Source organism: Photorhabdus sp. P32 (genome assembly GCF_038085095.1).
Taxonomy (GTDB): domain Bacteria; phylum Pseudomonadota; class Gammaproteobacteria; order Enterobacterales; family Enterobacteriaceae; genus Photorhabdus; species Photorhabdus luminescens.
Genome location: NZ_JAZGJN010000260.1, coordinates 1 through 18,651, shown reverse-complemented (window position 1 = coordinate 18,651; position 18,651 = coordinate 1). Strand labels below are relative to the sequence as shown.

Genomic DNA, 18,651 nt, shown 5'->3' with positions numbered 1-18,651 from the left:
ATTATAGCACTTCTTGCCACATCTCATCGGCCGCCACGCCAAAACTAATCGCAAAATAAGGTCTTATTATTTTTCCATCTGGCTCAGATGCGCATTCATTAAGTTTTCAACCGGAGGTGGGATTTGTAGGTAAAAACCCTGCTCAATTAACGATATTTTTACCTTTTCTATATCGGCGCCTGCTAGTTTCTTTCTGTCTGCCAGAGAGATGGTCATTGCATATTGAGGCTGACCAAAACTTTTCAGTAACTCTTCGGGAACACGAGAGAAATTATCTCTTTTTTCAACATAAAGATATGTTTGCTCCCTTCTCGGACTTCTGTAAATCGCACAAATCATTATAATAAACTCTTTTAAATTCAGGTCACAACTTGCTTGAATAATTCAGTAATTATAACATGTTTATTGTATTTCAAAATATCGTATCCCAGAGGTTGTTCTGGGGTGATCTCAAATTTGCTGAATCTGAGTCAGGATAGATGTCACAGTCGCCAATTGAGCTAAAAGGCAGTAATTTTACGCTTTCGGTTGTTCATTTATACAGTGACCAACCAGAAATCATTCTACAGGCCCTACAGGAAAAAGTGGAACAAGCACCGGATTTCCTGAAAAATGCGCCTGTTGTCATTAATATCTCCGCTCTGCCGGCAGACGCTGATCTGAAAGCGCTGCATCATGCTATTGATTCAGCAGGATTCCGTATTGTCGGAATGAGTGGTTGTCGTGATGAGCAACAACGCAGAGCGGTAATAAAAGCATCCCTACCACTACTAAGTGAAGGTAAAAAACAAAAAGCTCCAGCAAAGGAAAATAAACCGGCAGAACCCGAGATTAAAAAAACCCGCATAATTAATTTACCTGTTCGCTCAGGTCAAAGGATTTATGCCCAAGGCAGTGATCTTATTGTTACCAGTAATGTAAGCGCCGGCGCCGAATTGATTGCAGACGGCAATATTCACATCTACGGTATGATGCGTGGTCGGGCATTAGCCGGCGCATCCGGCGATCAAGAGTGTCTGGTTTTTTGCACCCATTTAAATGCTGAACTTATCTCTATCGCAGGGCAATATTGGCTCGGCGATAAAATCCCGACTGAATTAGCAGGAAAAGCCGCAAAACTTAGCCTGGTAAATAATGAATTAACTATTGAACCTTTAATCTAGCCCTTTTAATAAGGAATCACTTCATGGCACGCATTATTGTTGTTACATCAGGTAAAGGTGGCGTTGGCAAAACCACTTCAAGCGCGGCCATTGCTACCGGCCTTGCTCAAAGAGGTAAAAAGACCGTCGTTATCGATTTTGATATCGGCCTGCGTAACCTCGATCTGATTATGGGATGTGAACGCCGCGTAGTTTATGACTTCGTGAACGTTATCCAAGGTGACGTCTCGCTTAATCAGGCATTAATTAAAGATAAACGTACCGAGAATCTTTATATCTTGCCCGCATCGCAAACCCGCGATAAAGACGCTCTCACCCCTGAAGGCGTTGAGAAGGTTTTAGTCGATCTGGATAAACAAGGTTTCGAGTTTATTATCTGCGACTCCCCGGCAGGAATTGAAAGTGGCGCGTTAATAGCACTCTATTTTGCTGACGAAGCGATCATCACAACCAATCCTGAGGTCTCTTCCGTTCGTGATTCAGACCGTATTCTGGGCATTCTGGCTTCTAAATCTCGACGAGCTGAACGGGGAGAAGATCCCATCAAAGAACATCTGCTATTAACTCGCTATAACCCTGGCCGTGTAAATCGTGGCGATATGCTCAGTATGGAAGACGTTCTGGAAATTTTATGCATTCCTTTAATCGGTGTTATCCCAGAAGATCAATCTGTACTGCGTTCATCTAACCAGGGAGAACCGGTCATTCTGGATACAGAATCCGATGCAGGAAAAGCATATGCAGATACTGTTGAACGTTTATTAGGGGAAGAGCGTCCTTTCCGTTTTATTGAAGAAGAGAAAAAGGGCTTCTTAAAACGCCTATTTGGGGGGTAAAACATGGCCTTGTTAGATTTCTTTCTGTCGAGAAAAAAGACGACAGCAAATATCGCTAAAGAGCGGTTGCAAATCATCGTGGCAGAGCGTCGCCGTGGTGATTCTGAGCCTGCTTATCTGCCTGAGATGAAACGAGATATCCTGGCGGTAATCTGTAAGTATATACAGGTAGATCCCGATATGCTCTCTGTACAATTTGAGCAGAAAGGCGATGATATTTCCGTATTGGAGCTTAATATAACATTACCTGAGACGGAAGAAGCGCAAAAATAACGCAGATAAACAGGGTTGTTTTATCATTACATTACCGCCATCAAAGTAACCAAACCAATTATGCGGCAGTCTGAGATGGGGTAACCCCAACGGGAACCCCTTTCTCGTGCTTTAGTCTGGCATCAGGCTAAGGCTCTGATATGGATTAATCAGGATAGTTCGCCAGAATCTCTGCAACAGGTTCAGCCAACAACTCTCCTCGCCATCCACTAAGCAATTCAGGTCTGCCATTTAATTGTTTCAATTTCCAGTGAACACTGAGTAATTGATTAATCTGACGACGAGATGCCAATAATTCAGAATTAAATCTATGCTGCTCACTTACCTGATGGATCAGCGCCTTGATATCCTTAAACGCTTTACGATAACCAGGTTGATCAATCAAGTTCGTCACTGGCGGCGGGCATTCGCTTTCTGGAATATTTCCACTTTCAGCGACCATTGACAACAGACGACGACCATGACAACGAATCTCTTGCCCACTTAACCCTAACGCATCCAACTCTGCCAAAGACGTTGGCATATAACGCGCTACCTGCCACAGGTTTTCTTCACGAATAACGAAGTTCACGGCTAAATCACGCTCTCTGGCCTGATTCAAACGCCATGCAGCCAGTTTTTTCAAACACGCAAGCTGTTGAGGACGTAATTGGCAGATATTGCCTATCTGTTTATAAGCAGATTCCGGTTCTAATATCTCTTTACGGCGTCGACTGATCAGCTGACACTCACCCGTCGCAGCCTCCATATATCCAGCTTTCGCTGTTGCAGTCATCAGGATATCCGCCAAAGGCAACAGATAATAAACATCCGCTGCCGCATATTCGCACTGTTTTTCACTTAACGGGCGGGCAAGCCAATCCGTTCGGGATTCGCTTTTATCCAGCTCGACGTGAATATATTCAGCTACCAGCGCGGCAAAGCCACATGAAAGCGGGTGCCCAATAAAAGCCGCCAGAACCTGAGTATCAATCATCGGTTCCGGCAAACATTGAAAAGCATTCAGAAAAACTTCCAAATCTTCACTGCCAGCATGTAACAGCTTCAATATTTGAGGATGAGTAATTAACTCACGGAAAGGTTGCCAGTTGGTGATATTAAGCGGATCAATCAGAGAAAGTTGTTCGCCATCATACAGTTGTATCAAACCTAATTGCGGGTAATACGTCCGTGTGCGTACAAATTCAGTATCCAATGCTACTTTTGAGTATTTTTTTGCCCTTTCGCAAACTTGTTGCAACTGAGCATCTGTGGTGATCAACTGATAATTCAAAACATAGTTCTCTTAGCCATTCATGGAATAAGCACGACAACGCCGGCTGATACCGGCGTTGTCGTGCTTATCAATATATATGAAGAGGATCTCAGGCTACAGCTACATTCCTGACCTTTTCCTCTTCATCACGCAGTTCCCTGCGAAGAATTTTACCTACATTAGACTTAGGCAATTCATCCCGGAACTCAATGATCTTCGGTACTTTATACCCTGTTAGATAACGACGGCAATGGGTTCTAAGCTCATCCTCGGTCAAACTAGGATCTATCCGAACCACAAACACTTTGACAGTTTCACCGGAACTTTCGCTTGATACCCCTATTGCTGCTGACTCTAGCACTTTAGGGTGAGCTGATACAACATCTTCAACTTCATTAGGATACACATTGAAACCAGAAACCAAAATCATATCTTTTTTACGATCTACGATATGAATGGAACCCTGCTCATTAACATTCGCAATATCACCCGTGGCTACCCAACCATCTTTCAACACTTCTTCTGTTGCATCAGGGCGATTCCAATAACCAACCATCACCTGTGGGCCACGTATCCACAATTCCCCCTGCTGGCCCATCTCTACCTCATTACCATCATCATCCACAAGTTTGATTTCCGTTGAAGAGACCGGGAAACCAATACTGCCAGTATAATGTTTCGAGTTATGAGGATTACAGGAAACCAAAGGTGAACATTCTGTCAGACCATAACCTTCAAGCAAAGTGGTGCCTGTCACTTCTGCCCATTTCTCAGCCACCGCTTTCTGTACCGGCATACCACCACCAACAACCAGACGCAGGGTAGAAAAATCAAGCTTCTTAAATTCTTCATTATTCAACCAGGCGTTAAACAACGTATTTACCCCGGTGACCGAAGTGAACGGATAACGACCTAATTCTTTAGCTGTACCCGTAATATCACGCGGGTTAGTAATCAGAAGATTGCACCCCCCCAGGTAAATAAGTAACAAGCAATTCACCATTAACGCAAATATGTGATAGAGAGGCAACGCCGTAACAATCAGCTCTTGGCCTGCACGTAATAATGGAGAATAAACCGCTTTTGCCTGTTCAAGATTTGCCAATATATTACGGTGAGTCAGCATAGCACCCTTAGCTACGCCGGTAGTGCCGCCGGTATATTGCAGAAAAGCCAAATCATTGCCGTTAATCTCTGGTTTGACATATTGCATGCGATAGCCCTTCTGTATCGCACAACGGAATGAAATGGCATCAGGCAAATTATACTTCGGCACCAGCCGTTTAATATATTTCACCGCAAAATCAACCAACGTACCTTTAGGACGAGATAGTTGGTCACCCATGCGCGTCAAAATAACATGCTTAACTTTAGTATTAAAAACGATCTTTTCCAATGTATGGGCAAAATTGGAGACGATCACAATAGCGGAAGCGCCGCTATCATTAAGCTGATGTTCAAGCTCACGCGGCGTATACAGCGGGTTTACATTCACGACAATCATACCTGCACGCAGCACGCCAAACAGTGCAACGGGATATTGCAGCAGATTTGGCATCATCAGCGCAACGCGATCTCCTTTACTTAATCCCAAACCATTTTGCAAATATGCTGCAAATGCCCGACTACGCTCTTCCAATTTACGGAAGGTCATAATCTCACCCATATTGATAAATGCAGGTTGATCTGCATAGTGCGCTACGGCATTTTCAAACATCTCAACCAATGATGCATAACGATCCGGGTCAATTTCCGCAGGAACATCCGCCGGATAGTGTTTTAGCCAGACTTTCTCCAAGGTAGTACTCCTGAAATTTTAATTGCTATGTTATCACTCGCCTAATAAATAACGCACGCCTTGATTTAACAAATTATTAACTCAGCGTACCAGTTTAAAAAAGAAACATTGTTCAGGTTGAGATACACATCACTAATTTCATGTTAATCCTTATACATAAAAACAAAGAGAATGGTGTCGTCTGTGAATTATTTTTAATTATCAGTATATTATTGCTATAGTTAATATTTAACTTAGTAGCTATTGGTTATACATTGACCTACTTATTTTTTGCTTAAGATAGCATTTTTGAAATAGCATTTATTGCTTTCCTCTATTCCAATACGCTATTAGAAATATAACGGTAATAAAAAATGATTATAAATGACATAACAGTCAGAAGGGCAACCTATGAAGATAGTGCAACCATCAGCGATATAGAACGCCAAGCGGCTTCTCTTTTTCCAGAAAAACTCTTACCAAAAACACTCGGTGACCAAACTCTACCCACGTATGAAATTGAATTAGGTATTCAGAAACAGCAACTTTGGGTCGCTGAAAGTGGTCAAAAGTTGGTTGGATTTGCGCTAATCCGCCGTTTAAATCAATTGATGCTGTTAGCTGAGATTGATGTGTTGCCAAAATATCATGGCCAAGGTATTGCAAGCACCCTGCTTAGCTTAATCATTGAGCAATTAGAGCAGAGCAAAGAAACCGCACTTTACCTCACAACTTTTCGTGATTTTACGCCAAGCCGTAAATTATATGACAAATTCGGTTTTGTCATACTGCAATCGGATGATATTCCTGATGAACTACGAAAAATTCTGGCAGAAGAGATGGCTGCCGGTTTAGGGGCGAGAATTGCAATGAAATTAGCGATCAATCCAAAGATAGATAGGAAATAACAAATAGATTACCGCCACATCTATTATTGTGGCGGCTCAAACTGGGAATAAAGTTACAATGTCACAAGGTATACACCAACAACCCCGATTGAAATAACTCTACTTGGTCAAAATAGTCTCAACAGGTGCGGGGTCGGGATAGTACCCATTCCATCCCCAACCTGAATAATATGGATAGCCATAATAATTCCAAGACCCCGGGCCATAAGGCATCAATACCCGCTGAACAGCTTTCCAACGTTGATAGCCTATTACATCAATCACAACATAATTGTAATCCGCGCGACCAATTTTACCCTTTTTTAACCCCATTATCGGACCAACAACAGTAACGTAATTTCCTTTAAAATCGTCAGGATCAAGGAAATCATTAACATAAACATAGACACGACCAAGGGAAGGCTCATGTAGTTCTGGACTGGCATCCGATGCTAATGGCAATGATGATATTTCTAGACGAGTACGGTGATTTTCATTCACTACACCAAGTACCTTGCCGCCGAATCGCCCTTCCTGACCGATAAACAGCTCAGGCGTACTCTTAACAGAAAGCAGATCTTGAACAGGTGTTGGTGACGTTCCTTTTACTGAATCAGGAACGGTGATACAGCCTGTAAGCATTACAGCACCTAACAAGATTAGCGCTTTAATACTCGTCCGGTAGTTTATTACTCTTAACATAACCACCTTCTCCTGAAAATTGTCCCAATCATGATGTTTAAAATAACTCTGTCTATTTGATACTTTCTTTTACTACAAGTTTCATCAATCGATACTTAACGGCCTGGTAATTTTTTCCAAGTCACTTCATTACGCAAGTATACCGGTTCAGCGTGTTCTACAGCCGTCACCTCACCGTTTCGCCACATCTGTATCGCCATAGGTAACATATCTTCAGCATGAGGTAATGTGATACTACTATCAGTTAGCGTTAAATGACTTGTCATCAACTGAGGATAAGCCTGCCAGCCAGTACCCGCAACTACCCAATCGCCACTCAATGAAGCCATGAATGCCTGTACCTGTTCCGGTTTCAACACAGCTTCTGTTTCACTGCCTTGCCATTCACCTTGCTGATTGCGGATATATTTCCCCCAGTAAACTTCTCCCATTCGGGCATCAATAGCGGTTAATACCTGAGTTGCGCCTAGCAGACGAAAAACACCTTGAGCCATTGCATTGAGCGTTGACACACCAATCACCGGCAGTTCAGCCCCCAGAGCCAAGCCCTGAGCAATACCAACACCAATACGTACACCGGTAAAACTACCCGGCCCACGGCCAAAAGCTAAAGCATCAAGCTGCTGTAAGCTCACCTCAGCTTCTGCCAGAACAGATTGAACCATAGGTAAAATACGTTGCGTGTGTTCACGTGGAGAGATTTCAAACTGCGCCAAAACGGCGCCATCATTCCAAAGAGCAACAGAACAAGCTTCCGTTGCAGTATCAATAGCCAGAATTCGTACAGGCATGCCTTAAGCACCTCGGCAAGAAATATAATCCAAAATAAGGCGCTATTTTATCATAGCCTAGTCGATTTTACTCAGTTGGCCGCCATACTCCATCACTTCCCAGCGTGATCTACTGTTACAAATATCGCGGGCAAAAACAGGCTGTGACAAATGCTCACGAAGAGAATGTATTTCCTCTGGAGATAATGATTCTATGGGAGTCAAACAAGCAGCATCAAACTCACGCATAGTTTGCTTACTGACATCCTCTATTTCGCTTAGTGCCTCCATCGTTTCGTGAATTGCAGCAAACGCATCACCACGATACTTTTTAACCATATTTTACACTTAACCTTTTTTACCAGAAATGTTAGGAGATTGCCGAGCTTGCAGGAAAGCGACTGCTTTCGTTAAATCTCGGGTTCGCGGCGAAGGTGGCAAGCTATTCAAAAACACTTCACCATATGGACGCATCACTAAACGATTATCACAAATGACAACGACGCCATAATCATCAATATCACGAATAAGCCGTCCGACACCTTGTTTCAAGCTAATAACCGCGTCTGGCAACTGAACTTCATTAAATGCATCACCACCTCTCAGTTGGCAATCTTCGATTCGAGCTTTTAACAGCGGATCATCCGGCGCCGTAAAAGGCAATTTATCGATAATGACACAGGAAAGCGCCTCGCCCCGCACATCAACACCTTCCCAAAAACTGCTGGTTGCCACCAATAAAGCGTTGCCAGCAGCAATAAACTGCGAAAGTAGCTGACTTTTGCTGGTTTCACCCTGAACCAAAACTGGTAATGTCATGCTGGCCCGGAACTCTTCTGCCAGACTGCGCATCATCTGATGTGACGTACATAAAAAGAAACATCGGCCTTTATTGGTTTCAATGAGTGGTTTGAGCATCCTCGCTAACCATTTTGCACTACCAGGCTGATTTGGTGATGGTAAATAACGGGGAACGCAGAGTAACGTCTGACTTTGATAATCAAATGGGCTTGGCAGCAGTAAAGTTTTCGCTTCTTTTAACCCAAGCCGTTCAGTGAAGTGTGAAAGCTGCTCGTTGACGGATAATGTCGCTGAGGTAAAAACCCAACAACCTGATTGCTCATTAATTATCTCGCTAAATTTGTCGGCAACAGACAGCGGTGTAAGTGCTAAAAGAAAATGGCGCCCATAACTTTCAAACCAATAGCTATAACCGGGGATAGTCACCTCTTTCAAACGCTTAAGACGGTTACGATAAATTGTTGCCCTTTCAAATGCGGCATCCAACATGACTGAACGCCCTAAAGACAATTTCATCACGTCATAACAAAGCTCAAGCGCATCATCAAGCAATACTAATGCTCTCTGCACTTGCGGATTTTGCAATAACTCCCGCAAATTACCCCGATAACCATTCTCTCCCAACGCTAGCCGGAAATCTTGTGTACTCTGACTCAGACGATCCGCGCTCTTTTGTAGTTGAACTTGATCCCGGACTTCCGTGCGATACGCCATAATAATGTCTCTGGAGAGATCCATCAGTTGGCGGCTACTTAATTGCTGCCCAAAATATTGACTAGCGATATCAGGGATTTGATGTGCCTCATCAAATATTTTGACTGCTGCTTGCGGGATCAACTCGCCAAATCCAGTTTCTTTCACCACCATATCCGCCATAAACAGATGATGGTTAACAACGATAACATCCGCCTCCATTGCCCGGCGACGAGCTTTGAGAACAAAGCATTCCTGATAACGCGGACAATCACTGCCAAGGCAGTTATCATTCGTACTGGTGACCAACGGCCAAACCTGGCTATCTTCCGCCACTTGGTGACAAGTACTGATATCCCCCTCTTCAGTTTGTGAAGACCAACCTCTTAACCGAACAATATCTGACAAAATTTCTGCCTCCAATTGTCCGCCCCCAAAAGAGTGCTGTTCCAACCGTTCCAGGCAAAGATAATTTGCACGGCCTTTCAACAACGCCAATTTACCAGTGAAATTAATTGCTCCAGCGACTGTCGGTAAATCACGATTATAGAGCTGATCCTGTAATGCCTTAGAACCTGTAGAAATGATAACTTTCTGCCCAGAACGCAACGCGGGTGCTAAATAGGCAAATGTCTTACCTGTTCCTGTGCCTGCTTCTACGACCAATTGTTGATGGTTTTTAATCGCACACTTAATAGCCACCGCCATTTCTCTTTGAGCATCACGGGGCTTAAAACCTGTTATTGCTCTAGCAAGGGCACCATTTTTCGCAAAATCGTCTGACACAAATCGTCTCTTTTAACAGAATGGGTGGAGATTATGCCAATAGTATGTTCTGATCACCACCCAAAATCAGGCAGATAGTCATTCACAGAAAGGAGTATCCATGACAATTGAACGTATTGATCCACAGGATCGCTGGTCTGAAGCGGTAGTTCACAATAAAACCATTTATTACACCGCCGTACCGGAAAATCTAGATGGTGATATTACTGAGCAAACAGCGAATACACTGGCCGCTATTGATATTATGTTACAGCGTCTCGGTTCTGATAAAAGCAAAATTATTGACGCCACTATTTTTCTGGCTGATGGAAAAGAGTTTGCTGGCATGAATGCCGCCTGGGATGCATGGGTTGTTGCAGGAAGCGCGCCTGTGCGCTGCACAGTTGAAGCTAAGCTAATGAATCCCACATACAAAGTCGAGATAAAAGTTATCGCCGGTATTTAATATTAATTTTGGGATATTCTCTATCGCCTACATTATATATTCTAATTATATGAAAGTTATTCAGAATATCCCAATAGGTGTTAATGTAAGTAACTCCGCTTTAGCTGCAATAACACTTTAAAATAAGATATTAATCGATATTCTCATAAACTACATTATCTATTGATCCAAGTGGAATATTATAAGCCCAACAATTCTAACCTTCCTCGTATGTCTTGAGCTATAGATGACCACTATGGTGATCATCTAATATTGATATTCTCATTTTGACAAATCACCTTAATGACCACTATAACGGTCAGCAGGAGGGAATATGTCAAAACATAGAGCCTATTCAAAATTCTCCCAAGAGGCAGTCATGTTACTCGGAGAACAAATCAAATTAGGTAGAAAACAACACCATTGGTCAGAAAAAAATTTGGCAGAACGTGCGGGGATATCCAGAACCACACTACAAAAAATTGAAAGCGGGGATATGGGTTGTTCTATAGGATTAGCATTTGAGCTAGCCAACCTTGTAGGTATCAGCTTGTTTGGCAGTGATAAATTTCCTATCTCAGCTCGTATAGAACAAACAAGAGATAAACTAGTTTTGTTACCACAGCGTATTCAGGAAAAAAAGAGAAAGGTATACGATGATTTCTAACAACAAAGAAGCTTATTTTTATTCAACTATGGTAAAAGTTACCTTGTAGGGTACAAACACCAATCAGTTATCAAAAATTTATTATCAACCAATCTTACGGGCCAAAATACCTACTTTACTTTAGCAATGGCCCTTAATAATTCATTGTAGAAATATATGTTATATTTGATCTGCTAATAATACTCTGATGATCAATGTAAATAAAATAGTTTCCAATGTTGCTTATCACAAATAGCGTTAATTTCATCTGACAGAGTTAACTCATCAAATGGATTTTCTATTATTTATCTTTTCAATGTTGAATTATACTCATGCGTCGTCCATACTTTCTAATAAGCATATCAGTATCTGGCCTCTGTTTAGTGAATATAAACATGGCCTAATCTTCAATAACTTTTATCACTTGGTATGGAGCATTCTATGGATATTTGTTCAGGTTGTCATGATCCGCTTCATGATTCCGTTGTTGCGGAAGTAGAAGGCAAGATCTATAAAAGTTGCCCATCTTGTTCCGCCTCAATGGGTAAACATGTTTTTTATCGCTATAAAGACTTTGATATGAAGGAGATGGGGAATGGCCGCTATATTGTTCAGTCTTGTTGTCCTGGTTGTTGTGTGAAAGATGGTCATAAGCCAGAAGTCTGTTTTACCTGCTAAAAGCCACTTTCATTCATATCTGCTGGTTATTATGCAAAATAATTGCTAGTTGTATGCCAGCAGATACTATAAGAAATAAACAATAAAATTCGTTAGTTAAAAACCTGAACGCTAATAACGTATCTTTATCCTGATTTTAAAAATTAAAGCGGGAGGAGTTATGCAATATTTAATCAAAATACCTGAACAGAGAAGAAAATAGTTATAAATGCATCAGGAACGACAAAATTAAAACAATCTCTGTGAATCATACTCCCCCCAGATTGGGTTACTCTACAGCTTAAGCCATCTTGATTATCACCATGCCCAACAGCAACAAGGCAATTCCACCCCAACCTTTACAATTCAAACGCTGATTAAACATAATCCAGCCAGCAGCAACCGTCGCGATAATACCGAAAGCGCCCCATAAGGCATAAGCAACAGAAAGCTCAATTCCCTTCACTGCCTGAGCAAGCGCACTGAACGCCCCAAGGACGGTAATAAGCGAGAGAATACCCATCCAAGGACGTCTAAAACCATTAGAAAGTTTCAGTAAAATATTCGCTAAAATATCCAAAGCGACAGCAAGGAATAGGAACGCCGCATGCCACCATTCAAATTGTTGCAACATGTTATGCCTCCTTTATTTTACTGTTTTTGGTTGTTGCGACACTGACAGCCTTATTTGCCATCTGTTTTACTACCTCTGCCGATTTTTTCACTGCCGCTTTTCTAGTGCCGGATTTAATCAACATAATTCCTGTTATCAACAGAGCCAAACCACCTACTTTCATCAATGACAGTGATTCATCAAACCACATGACACTAAAAACAGTAATAAATAGAATGCCAACCCCTTCCCACAACGCATACGCAACGCCCAGTGCAACTTTTTTCACCGCCATTGCCAGCAAAATATAGGATGCGGCGATCATAATGTACATAACAGCCATGCCAACTACACCACCAGAAACGCTGGCATGTTTCATCGATAAGGTACCGATAACTTCGGTAACAATTGCCATTGCAAGGAATAACCAATAAATCATTTTATTTCTCCTGACTACGCAAATACGCACATCAAGACGCAAGCTAATAAATGATCTAACCCACCTATGCATAAGATGAGAAATAATAACCTGACGTTTTGACGAAACAGAAATACCGGTTGAAAACCGGTCAACAGGAGTCAGACGCTATAATGCACCGCACCAATAATGCTCACTGGATAAAATGGCAGAAAGGAAAAGCATGTGGGTGGAACTTTGAAACTTGACGCTTTTGGCGCTGTTCATGATATCTCATTCTTTCATCGCACCGATATTCTGCGCGATATACTAAGAATCCTCATAAATAATGTTAATGTTCCTATTACTTCTACCATACGAAATAATAGAAAGCAACCACTCAATTTTGCTTATTTTTTATCTGATAAACAGAGTTGAATCAAAAAACAGAATTGATATCAACATAAGCTGATACCTTGTTGATAATAACCCAAGCCGCTTATAGCGCGGCTTGAGCTTCAACAGAAAGGCTTGTCAATTACTCAAACTCATTCCACGAACGACCATCGCGAGTGATCATGGCAACAGAAGCAACCGGCCCCCACGTCCCCGCCTGATAAGGCTTAGGCGCATCATTATCCGCCGCCCATGCATTCATAATAGAATCAACCCATTTCCAAGCTTCTTCCACTTCATCACGACGAACGAATAGCGCCTGAATACCCCGCATAGCTTCCAGCAACAATCGCTCATAAGCATCTGCCAATGGCATATGGTTAAACGTTTCAGAGAAACTCAGATCCAACTTAGTCGTTTGCAAACGATGTTTGTGTTCCAGCCCCGGGGCTTTATTCAGAACTTCGATATCAATACCTTCATCCGGTTGCAGACGAATCGTCAGCTTGTTCTGCGGCAGTTGTTGATAAGATTCAGAGAACAAATTCAGCGCAGGTTTTTTGAAATAAACTACTACCTCGGAACATTTCGTTGGCAGACGTTTACCGGTTCTCAGATAGAAAGGAACCCCGGCCCAACGCCAGTCATCAATATCAACGCGGATAGAGACAAAAGTTTCCGTCCGGCTGGACTGGTTCGCCCCCTCTTCTTCCAGATACCCCGGTACCTTATGCCCCTGAACAAAACCAGCGGTGTATTGGCCACGCACTGTTTTCTCCCGCACATTCGTGTGATCAATACGGCGCAGAGAACGCAATACTTTTACTTTTTCATCTCGGATACGGTCTGTTGTCAGATCTGCCGGAGGAGACATCGCAATCATGGTCAATATTTGCAACAGATGATTCTGAATCATATCGCGCATTTGCCCGGCTTGGTCAAAATACCCCCAACGGCCTTCAATACCCACTTCTTCAGCTACCGTAATTTGCACATGATCAATTGTCCGGTGATCCCAATTATTCACGAACAGGGAATTAGCAAACCGCAGCGCTAATAGATTCAATACGGTTTCTTTACCCAGATAATGATCGATGCGATAAACCTGACGCTCATTGAAATATTTTGCCACTTCATCATTAATGGCTCTGGATGATTCAAGATCGGTGCCTAAAGGTTTTTCCATCACAACCCGGTTTGGCTCTTTATTTAACCCGGCAAGGCCCAACCCATGACAAACCGAACCAAAAGTGCTTGGCGGCATTGCAAAATAATGGATCGCAGGCTGGTGTTCCTGCTTAAGAATTGCCTTCAATTTAGCAAAGTCTTCCTTTTGATTAACATCCAGATTGCAGAACGCCAAACGCTCACTCAGCGTCTTCCATAACTCTGGATCTAATTTTTCCGGCAAAAACGTATTTAAAGCTTCTTCAACAACCTTGGTATACGCCTTTTTATCCCAATCAGCCCGGCCAACACCGATAATCCGGGTTTCTGGGTGGATATAACCCGCTTTCTCAAGCTGATAAAGGGAAGGCAATAATTTCCGGCGCGCCAAATCCCCTTTAGCGCCAAAAATGACTAAATCACAAGCCTGAGCTGTAGAAGTAACCGCCATATGTCTCTCCTCGTTGCGGGATATTGTAATTTTGTTACAGCATTAACCAATAATGTACTCTTTTGACCATAACGCGTAAACAGCGATAACGAATAACCATTACTTCGCGTTAACAATATGTTTCACCACTGATAAAAATGTGATAAATTTATGTAATTTTACAACTCTTATGAAAGATAATTACCAATATGAAAGTTAGACACTAGTCATACTTTTATGAAAAACATTAAATTATTGTGACTTCCTACTGCCAGCTTCAATTTGCTAATAGTATATTTTCATAAAATTTATTATAGATTTCTCCTCTGAATGAAATCGTCAAAAACCACAGGTAACTGCGTTTTATGAATACACTGGAACGAGTCCAAAACAGTATCGAATTCTTGAGTAAGTCAGAAAAAAAAGTGGCGCAGATAATCCTGGCTTCACCGCAAACTGCGATCCATGCCAGTATCGCAACGCTGGCAAAAATGGCGGAAGTCAGCGAACCCACGGTTAATCGTTTTTGTCGCCGTCTGGATACTAAAGGTTTTCCCGATTTCAAACTCCATCTAGCCCAAAGTCTTGCTAATGGTACGCCTTATGTAAATCGCAATGTTGAAGAGAGCGATACAGTTAGTGCCTACACCAACAAAATATTTGAATCGGTAATGGCAACTCTGGATACCGTGAAAAACAATCTGGATATTACCGCCATTAACCGAGCTGTTGACTTACTAACACAAGCCCGGAAAATCTCATTTTTTGGTTTAGGGGCTTCTGCTGCCGTCGCCCATGACGCAATGAACAAATTTTTCCGGTTCAATATTCCCGTTATCTATTTTGATGACATTGTGATGCAACGGATGAGCTGTATTAACAGTGCCGAAGGTGATGTCGTCGTACTGATTTCCCATACCGGTAGGACTAAAAGCCTGGTTGAAGCAGCACAACTCGCGCGAGAAAATGATGCAACAGTTATCGCAATTACCTCCCAAGATTCTCCCCTCGCTCACGAAGCAACGCTCGCCATTCTTCTGGACGTCCCGGAAGATACCGATATTTATATGCCAATGGTTTCAAGAATCGCTCAATTAACCGTTATTGATGTTTTAGCGACTGGTTTTACCCTGCGCCGTGGTTCAAAATTCAGAGATAACTTGAAAAGAGTCAAAGAAGCGCTGCGGAATTCACGCCTTGATAAAATTGACTTTCCCTCAACCTGAAAGTCATCCTCTTGTTGTTGGGCTGACTCGCAGCAATTGCGTAGTCAGCGATCGTTTATAACTCAAATAGAAAACAGGAAGAGAAAAATAATTTTCAAATGTTGAATATAAATGGTTTAGATATTTACCTGATCAACAGTTTCATATTTGTTATTTCCTACCCATTATACAAAAACTATGATCCCCCTAAGTTATAAGAATACTTTATCATCCTTTTTCCGAGCTAAACTACTATTAACATATATTGCTGAAAATGAATTTTGCAATAATTCGACATTCTGCTTATAAAAACATATTACTTAATCTGAGGAAAATATATGAATCCCAAGAATGATTTTAAAGCTTTTTCTATTAGTAATAATGCCAACATAGTCAGTCAAGAAGCCTATGAAGAAAGTCGAAGTTTGAAAACTGGGTTCCCCCCAAGCGATATCACGATTCATGTACTAAACAAAGTATTACGTCAGTCGTCAACCATATCCTCTGTCGTCGCTAATTTTATCGCGACCCAATCTGGCAATGATATTCTGGATGAGGGTGATATCGCTAAACTCATTGCCCAATTAAATAGCGCGTTAGAACAAAAAATTACAACAACAGTGCCAAATGCCTCATTAACACAACAAGGAATTATTCAACTCACAGACAAAACAGGCAACAGTAATACCCTTGCTGCAACACAGAAGCTTGTTTCTGATGTTAATCAGAATGCGAATAACCGACTGGCAAAAGACCAAAACGGTGCCGATATTCCCGATAAAGATGCTTTTGTGAGAAACCTCAGTTTATTTGAAAAATTAATCCCGGTAGGGGTACCACTTCCCTGGCCAACTATTACCCCACCAGAAGGATGGGCACAATGTAACGGCGCTCCTTTTGATAAAACAAAATATCCGAAATTAACGCAAGCCTACCCTAATGGAATATTACCCGATTTACGTGGTGAATTTATTCGTGGTTGGGATAGCTGGCGTGGTATTGACAACGGACGTAATATATTGAGTTTTCAATATGATGCGTTCAAAAGACATAATCATAGTATTTATACTACTAACAGCGATAAAGCCACTCTTGAATATACAGACCCCATGCGTGGCAGTATGACTGGTGGTCCAAACGAACGAGGTAGCTTAGGGGAAAATAAATCCATTGGGATGAATGGTGATAATGAAACACGTCCAAGAAATGTGGCATTTAATTACATTATAAGGACCGCCTAATGAGTAAATTTGTACTGGACAAAAATAATATGGCTATCAGCATCTTTTCAGATGTTGAATATAAATGGCTTAGATATTTATCTGATCATACAATTTCATGTTTTTATTTCTATCCATTATATAAAAACAATTAACCTCCTAAGTTATAAGGACATTTTATTATGATTTTTCCGAGCTAAACTATCATTAAAATAGATTTCCAGAAATTATTTTCACAATAATTCAATATGTTAATTATAAAATAGTATTATTTAATTTGAGGAAAGTATATGAGTCCCAAGAATGATTTTAAAGCTTTTTCCATTAGTAATAATGCTAATGTAGTCAGTCAAGAAGCCTATGAAGAAAGCCCAAATTTGAAGACTGGATTTCCACCAGAAAATATTACTACTCATTTACTAAACAAAGTATTACGTCAATCGTCAACCATATCCTCTGTCGTCACTAATTTTATCATGACACAATCTGGCAATGATGTTTTGGACGATGGTAATATCGCCAACCTCACAACACTATTAAATAGAGCATTAGAACAAAAAATTACAACAACAGTGCCAAACGCCTCATTAACACAACAAGGCGTTATTCAACTCACCGACAAAACAGGTAACAGTAATACCCTTGCGGCAACGCAGAAGCTTGTTGCTGATGTAAACGATAACGCTAATAACCGGCTAGCAAAAAACCAAAACGGCGCCGATATTCTTGATAAAAATGCATTTGTGAAAAATCTTGGCTTAATCGAAACCATTATCAACACTCAATATCCTGTAGGAATTGTGATTTGGTTCGCTCAAAACAAAAACCCCAATCTACTATTTCCGGGCACTACCTGGGAATATATTGGTGAAAATAAAACAGTTCGGTTAGCTAACGCCGATGGTTCCGATCTTTTATCAACCGGCGGCAACGATTCGATAAGTCTGACCGTAGCACAAATGCCAGCACATAATCATACATTTTCTGGGATAACGAGCACATTTGATTATGGCACCAAAACCACTAATACCACTGGAGCTCACCATCATGATAGCGCTTGGGGTGAAGCTTGGGGAGGGCGTTACGGTTATTACGACGATTCTAGAAACAATATAGGGTCAGCAAACATGCCAGATAATGACAACTACAAATTCAACACCAGCACTGATGGCGATCACTCTCATACGGTATCAATAGGATCACACAACCATACAATTTCAGGTAATACCGGAGATACGGGCGGCAATGCAGCGATTACAATTACCAATTCATATATTAAGTTGATGGGATGGTATCGCAAGGCATAAGGGCACTGCATCTCCCAGACCGCTAACAAACCTCACGCAACTAACTGTCTCTTAATCATAAATCTGACTTAAGAGACAGTGACAACTCGTTCTACTCAAGGAAAAATTATCATTTATACCCAATAAACTTCAAAATGCAGTTTTTAGCACCTGAAAATGGTCGTTAATTCTGGACGTCAGCGAGTCCGCTATATCAGGTAGCGTTGTAGTGAAAAATTTGAACACTTTGTCTCGAAATTCATGTTG

20 protein-coding genes and 1 pseudogene are annotated in these 18,651 nt (G+C 41.5%); 10 read left to right on the top strand and 11 right to left on the bottom strand.

Annotated elements, in window-relative coordinates; all coding sequences use genetic code 11:
- Window positions 1-66: 66 nt before the first annotated feature.
- Window positions 67-339, bottom strand: coding sequence for a YcgL domain-containing protein (locus V2H77_RS11260; RefSeq protein ID WP_341498852.1), 273 nt, complete (start codon window positions 337-339; stop codon window positions 67-69).
- Between the two features lie 140 nt (window positions 340-479).
- Between V2H77_RS11260 and minC the strand changes: the two genes are divergently transcribed.
- The 3 genes from minC to minE are packed head-to-tail and all read left to right on the top strand — an operon-like array spanning window position 480 to window position 2,272.
- Window positions 480-1,163 (top strand): septum site-determining protein MinC, encoded by a 684-nt coding sequence (gene minC / locus V2H77_RS11255; RefSeq protein ID WP_341498851.1) that lies wholly within the window; start codon window positions 480-482, stop codon window positions 1,161-1,163.
- A 23-nt stretch (window positions 1,164-1,186) separates the two neighbouring features.
- On the top strand, window positions 1,187-1,999 hold the full coding sequence (gene minD, locus V2H77_RS11250) for a septum site-determining protein MinD (RefSeq protein WP_049581735.1): 813 nt from the start codon (window positions 1,187-1,189) through the stop codon (window positions 1,997-1,999).
- Between the two features lie 3 nt (window positions 2,000-2,002).
- Complete coding sequence (gene minE / locus V2H77_RS11245) at window positions 2,003-2,272, top strand: cell division topological specificity factor MinE (RefSeq protein WP_341498850.1); 270 nt, start codon at window positions 2,003-2,005, stop codon at window positions 2,270-2,272.
- A gap of 145 nt (window positions 2,273-2,417) precedes the next feature.
- Here minE and rnd read toward each other — a convergent pair whose 3' ends face one another.
- Window positions 2,418-3,545: a ribonuclease D gene (gene rnd, locus V2H77_RS11240; protein WP_341498849.1), complete on the bottom strand. Its 1,128-nt coding sequence runs from the start codon at window positions 3,543-3,545 to the stop codon at window positions 2,418-2,420.
- A 91-nt stretch (window positions 3,546-3,636) separates the two neighbouring features.
- The gene (fadD, locus tag V2H77_RS11235) at window positions 3,637-5,325 is read right to left on the bottom strand and encodes a long-chain-fatty-acid--CoA ligase FadD (protein ID WP_341498848.1); all 1,689 of its coding nucleotides are present in this window, start codon (window positions 5,323-5,325) and stop codon (window positions 3,637-3,639) included.
- Between the two features lie 353 nt (window positions 5,326-5,678).
- On the opposite strand from fadD, the gene V2H77_RS11230 reads away from it, so the two are divergent.
- Complete coding sequence (locus V2H77_RS11230) at window positions 5,679-6,212, top strand: GNAT family N-acetyltransferase (RefSeq protein WP_341498847.1); 534 nt, start codon at window positions 5,679-5,681, stop codon at window positions 6,210-6,212.
- 99 nt (window positions 6,213-6,311) lie between these two features.
- Here the strand turns inward: V2H77_RS11230 and V2H77_RS11225 are convergent, their stop codons facing one another.
- The 4 genes from V2H77_RS11225 to V2H77_RS11210 form a co-directional block, all read right to left on the bottom strand.
- Window positions 6,312-6,893 carry a Slp family lipoprotein gene (locus V2H77_RS11225; RefSeq protein ID WP_341498846.1) on the bottom strand — a complete coding sequence of 194 codons (582 nt, stop codon included), beginning with the start codon at window positions 6,891-6,893 and terminating at the stop codon, window positions 6,312-6,314.
- A 95-nt stretch (window positions 6,894-6,988) separates the two neighbouring features.
- Window positions 6,989-7,684 (bottom strand): tRNA (adenosine(37)-N6)-threonylcarbamoyltransferase complex dimerization subunit type 1 TsaB, encoded by a 696-nt coding sequence (gene tsaB, locus V2H77_RS11220; protein ID WP_132344790.1) that lies wholly within the window; start codon window positions 7,682-7,684, stop codon window positions 6,989-6,991.
- Between the two features lie 57 nt (window positions 7,685-7,741).
- The gene (locus V2H77_RS11215) at window positions 7,742-8,002 is read right to left on the bottom strand and encodes a transcriptional regulator (protein WP_341498845.1); all 261 of its coding nucleotides are present in this window, start codon (window positions 8,000-8,002) and stop codon (window positions 7,742-7,744) included.
- A gap of 9 nt (window positions 8,003-8,011) precedes the next feature.
- On the bottom strand, window positions 8,012-9,943 hold the full coding sequence (locus tag V2H77_RS11210; protein WP_341498844.1) for an ATP-dependent DNA helicase: 1,932 nt from the start codon (window positions 9,941-9,943) through the stop codon (window positions 8,012-8,014).
- Window positions 9,944-10,043: 100 nt separating this feature from the next.
- Here V2H77_RS11210 and V2H77_RS11205 point away from each other — a divergent pair, with 100 nt between their 5' ends.
- The 3 genes from V2H77_RS11205 (at window position 10,044) to V2H77_RS11195 (ending at window position 11,691) form a co-directional block, all read left to right on the top strand.
- Window positions 10,044-10,388: a RidA family protein gene (locus V2H77_RS11205; protein WP_341498843.1), complete on the top strand. Its 345-nt coding sequence runs from the start codon at window positions 10,044-10,046 to the stop codon at window positions 10,386-10,388.
- A gap of 313 nt (window positions 10,389-10,701) precedes the next feature.
- Window positions 10,702-11,034 carry a helix-turn-helix transcriptional regulator gene (locus V2H77_RS11200; RefSeq protein ID WP_341498842.1) on the top strand — a complete coding sequence of 111 codons (333 nt, stop codon included), beginning with the start codon at window positions 10,702-10,704 and terminating at the stop codon, window positions 11,032-11,034.
- 420 nt (window positions 11,035-11,454) lie between these two features.
- Window positions 11,455-11,691 (top strand): hypothetical protein, encoded by a 237-nt coding sequence (locus V2H77_RS11195; RefSeq protein ID WP_265380859.1) that lies wholly within the window; start codon window positions 11,455-11,457, stop codon window positions 11,689-11,691.
- A 280-nt stretch (window positions 11,692-11,971) separates the two neighbouring features.
- Here V2H77_RS11195 and mdtI read toward each other — a convergent pair whose 3' ends face one another.
- The 3 genes from mdtI to zwf all read right to left on the bottom strand — a co-directional run bounded on the left by mdtI (window position 11,972) and on the right by zwf (window position 14,694).
- Window positions 11,972-12,304 (bottom strand): multidrug/spermidine efflux SMR transporter subunit MdtI, encoded by a 333-nt coding sequence (gene mdtI, locus V2H77_RS11190; protein WP_049581746.1) that lies wholly within the window; start codon window positions 12,302-12,304, stop codon window positions 11,972-11,974.
- A 1-nt stretch (window position 12,305) separates the two neighbouring features.
- A complete protein-coding gene (gene mdtJ, locus V2H77_RS11185) occupies window positions 12,306-12,722 on the bottom strand; it encodes a multidrug/spermidine efflux SMR transporter subunit MdtJ (protein ID WP_088373063.1) in 417 nt (138 codons plus the stop codon).
- 496 nt (window positions 12,723-13,218) lie between these two features.
- Entirely contained in the window at window positions 13,219-14,694 is a 1,476-nt protein-coding gene (gene zwf, locus V2H77_RS11180) for a glucose-6-phosphate dehydrogenase (RefSeq protein WP_265380861.1), read from the bottom strand.
- A gap of 344 nt (window positions 14,695-15,038) precedes the next feature.
- Here zwf and V2H77_RS11175 point away from each other — a divergent pair, with 344 nt between their 5' ends.
- The 3 genes from V2H77_RS11175 to V2H77_RS11165 all read left to right on the top strand — a co-directional run bounded on the left by V2H77_RS11175 (window position 15,039) and on the right by V2H77_RS11165 (window position 18,405).
- A complete protein-coding gene (locus tag V2H77_RS11175; protein ID WP_341498841.1) occupies window positions 15,039-15,899 on the top strand; it encodes a MurR/RpiR family transcriptional regulator in 861 nt (286 codons plus the stop codon).
- A gap of 317 nt (window positions 15,900-16,216) precedes the next feature.
- Window positions 16,217-17,119, top strand: coding sequence for a tail fiber protein (locus V2H77_RS11170; RefSeq protein ID WP_341498840.1), 903 nt, complete (start codon window positions 16,217-16,219; stop codon window positions 17,117-17,119).
- Window positions 17,120-17,388: 269 nt separating this feature from the next.
- The gene (locus V2H77_RS11165) at window positions 17,389-18,405 is read left to right on the top strand and encodes a tail fiber protein (RefSeq protein ID WP_341498839.1); all 1,017 of its coding nucleotides are present in this window, start codon (window positions 17,389-17,391) and stop codon (window positions 18,403-18,405) included.
- A 129-nt stretch (window positions 18,406-18,534) separates the two neighbouring features.
- On the opposite strand, the pseudogene V2H77_RS11160 reads toward V2H77_RS11165, so the two are convergent.
- Window positions 18,535-18,651 (bottom strand): annotated as a pseudogene (locus V2H77_RS11160) (IS630 family transposase); the annotation flags it as partial.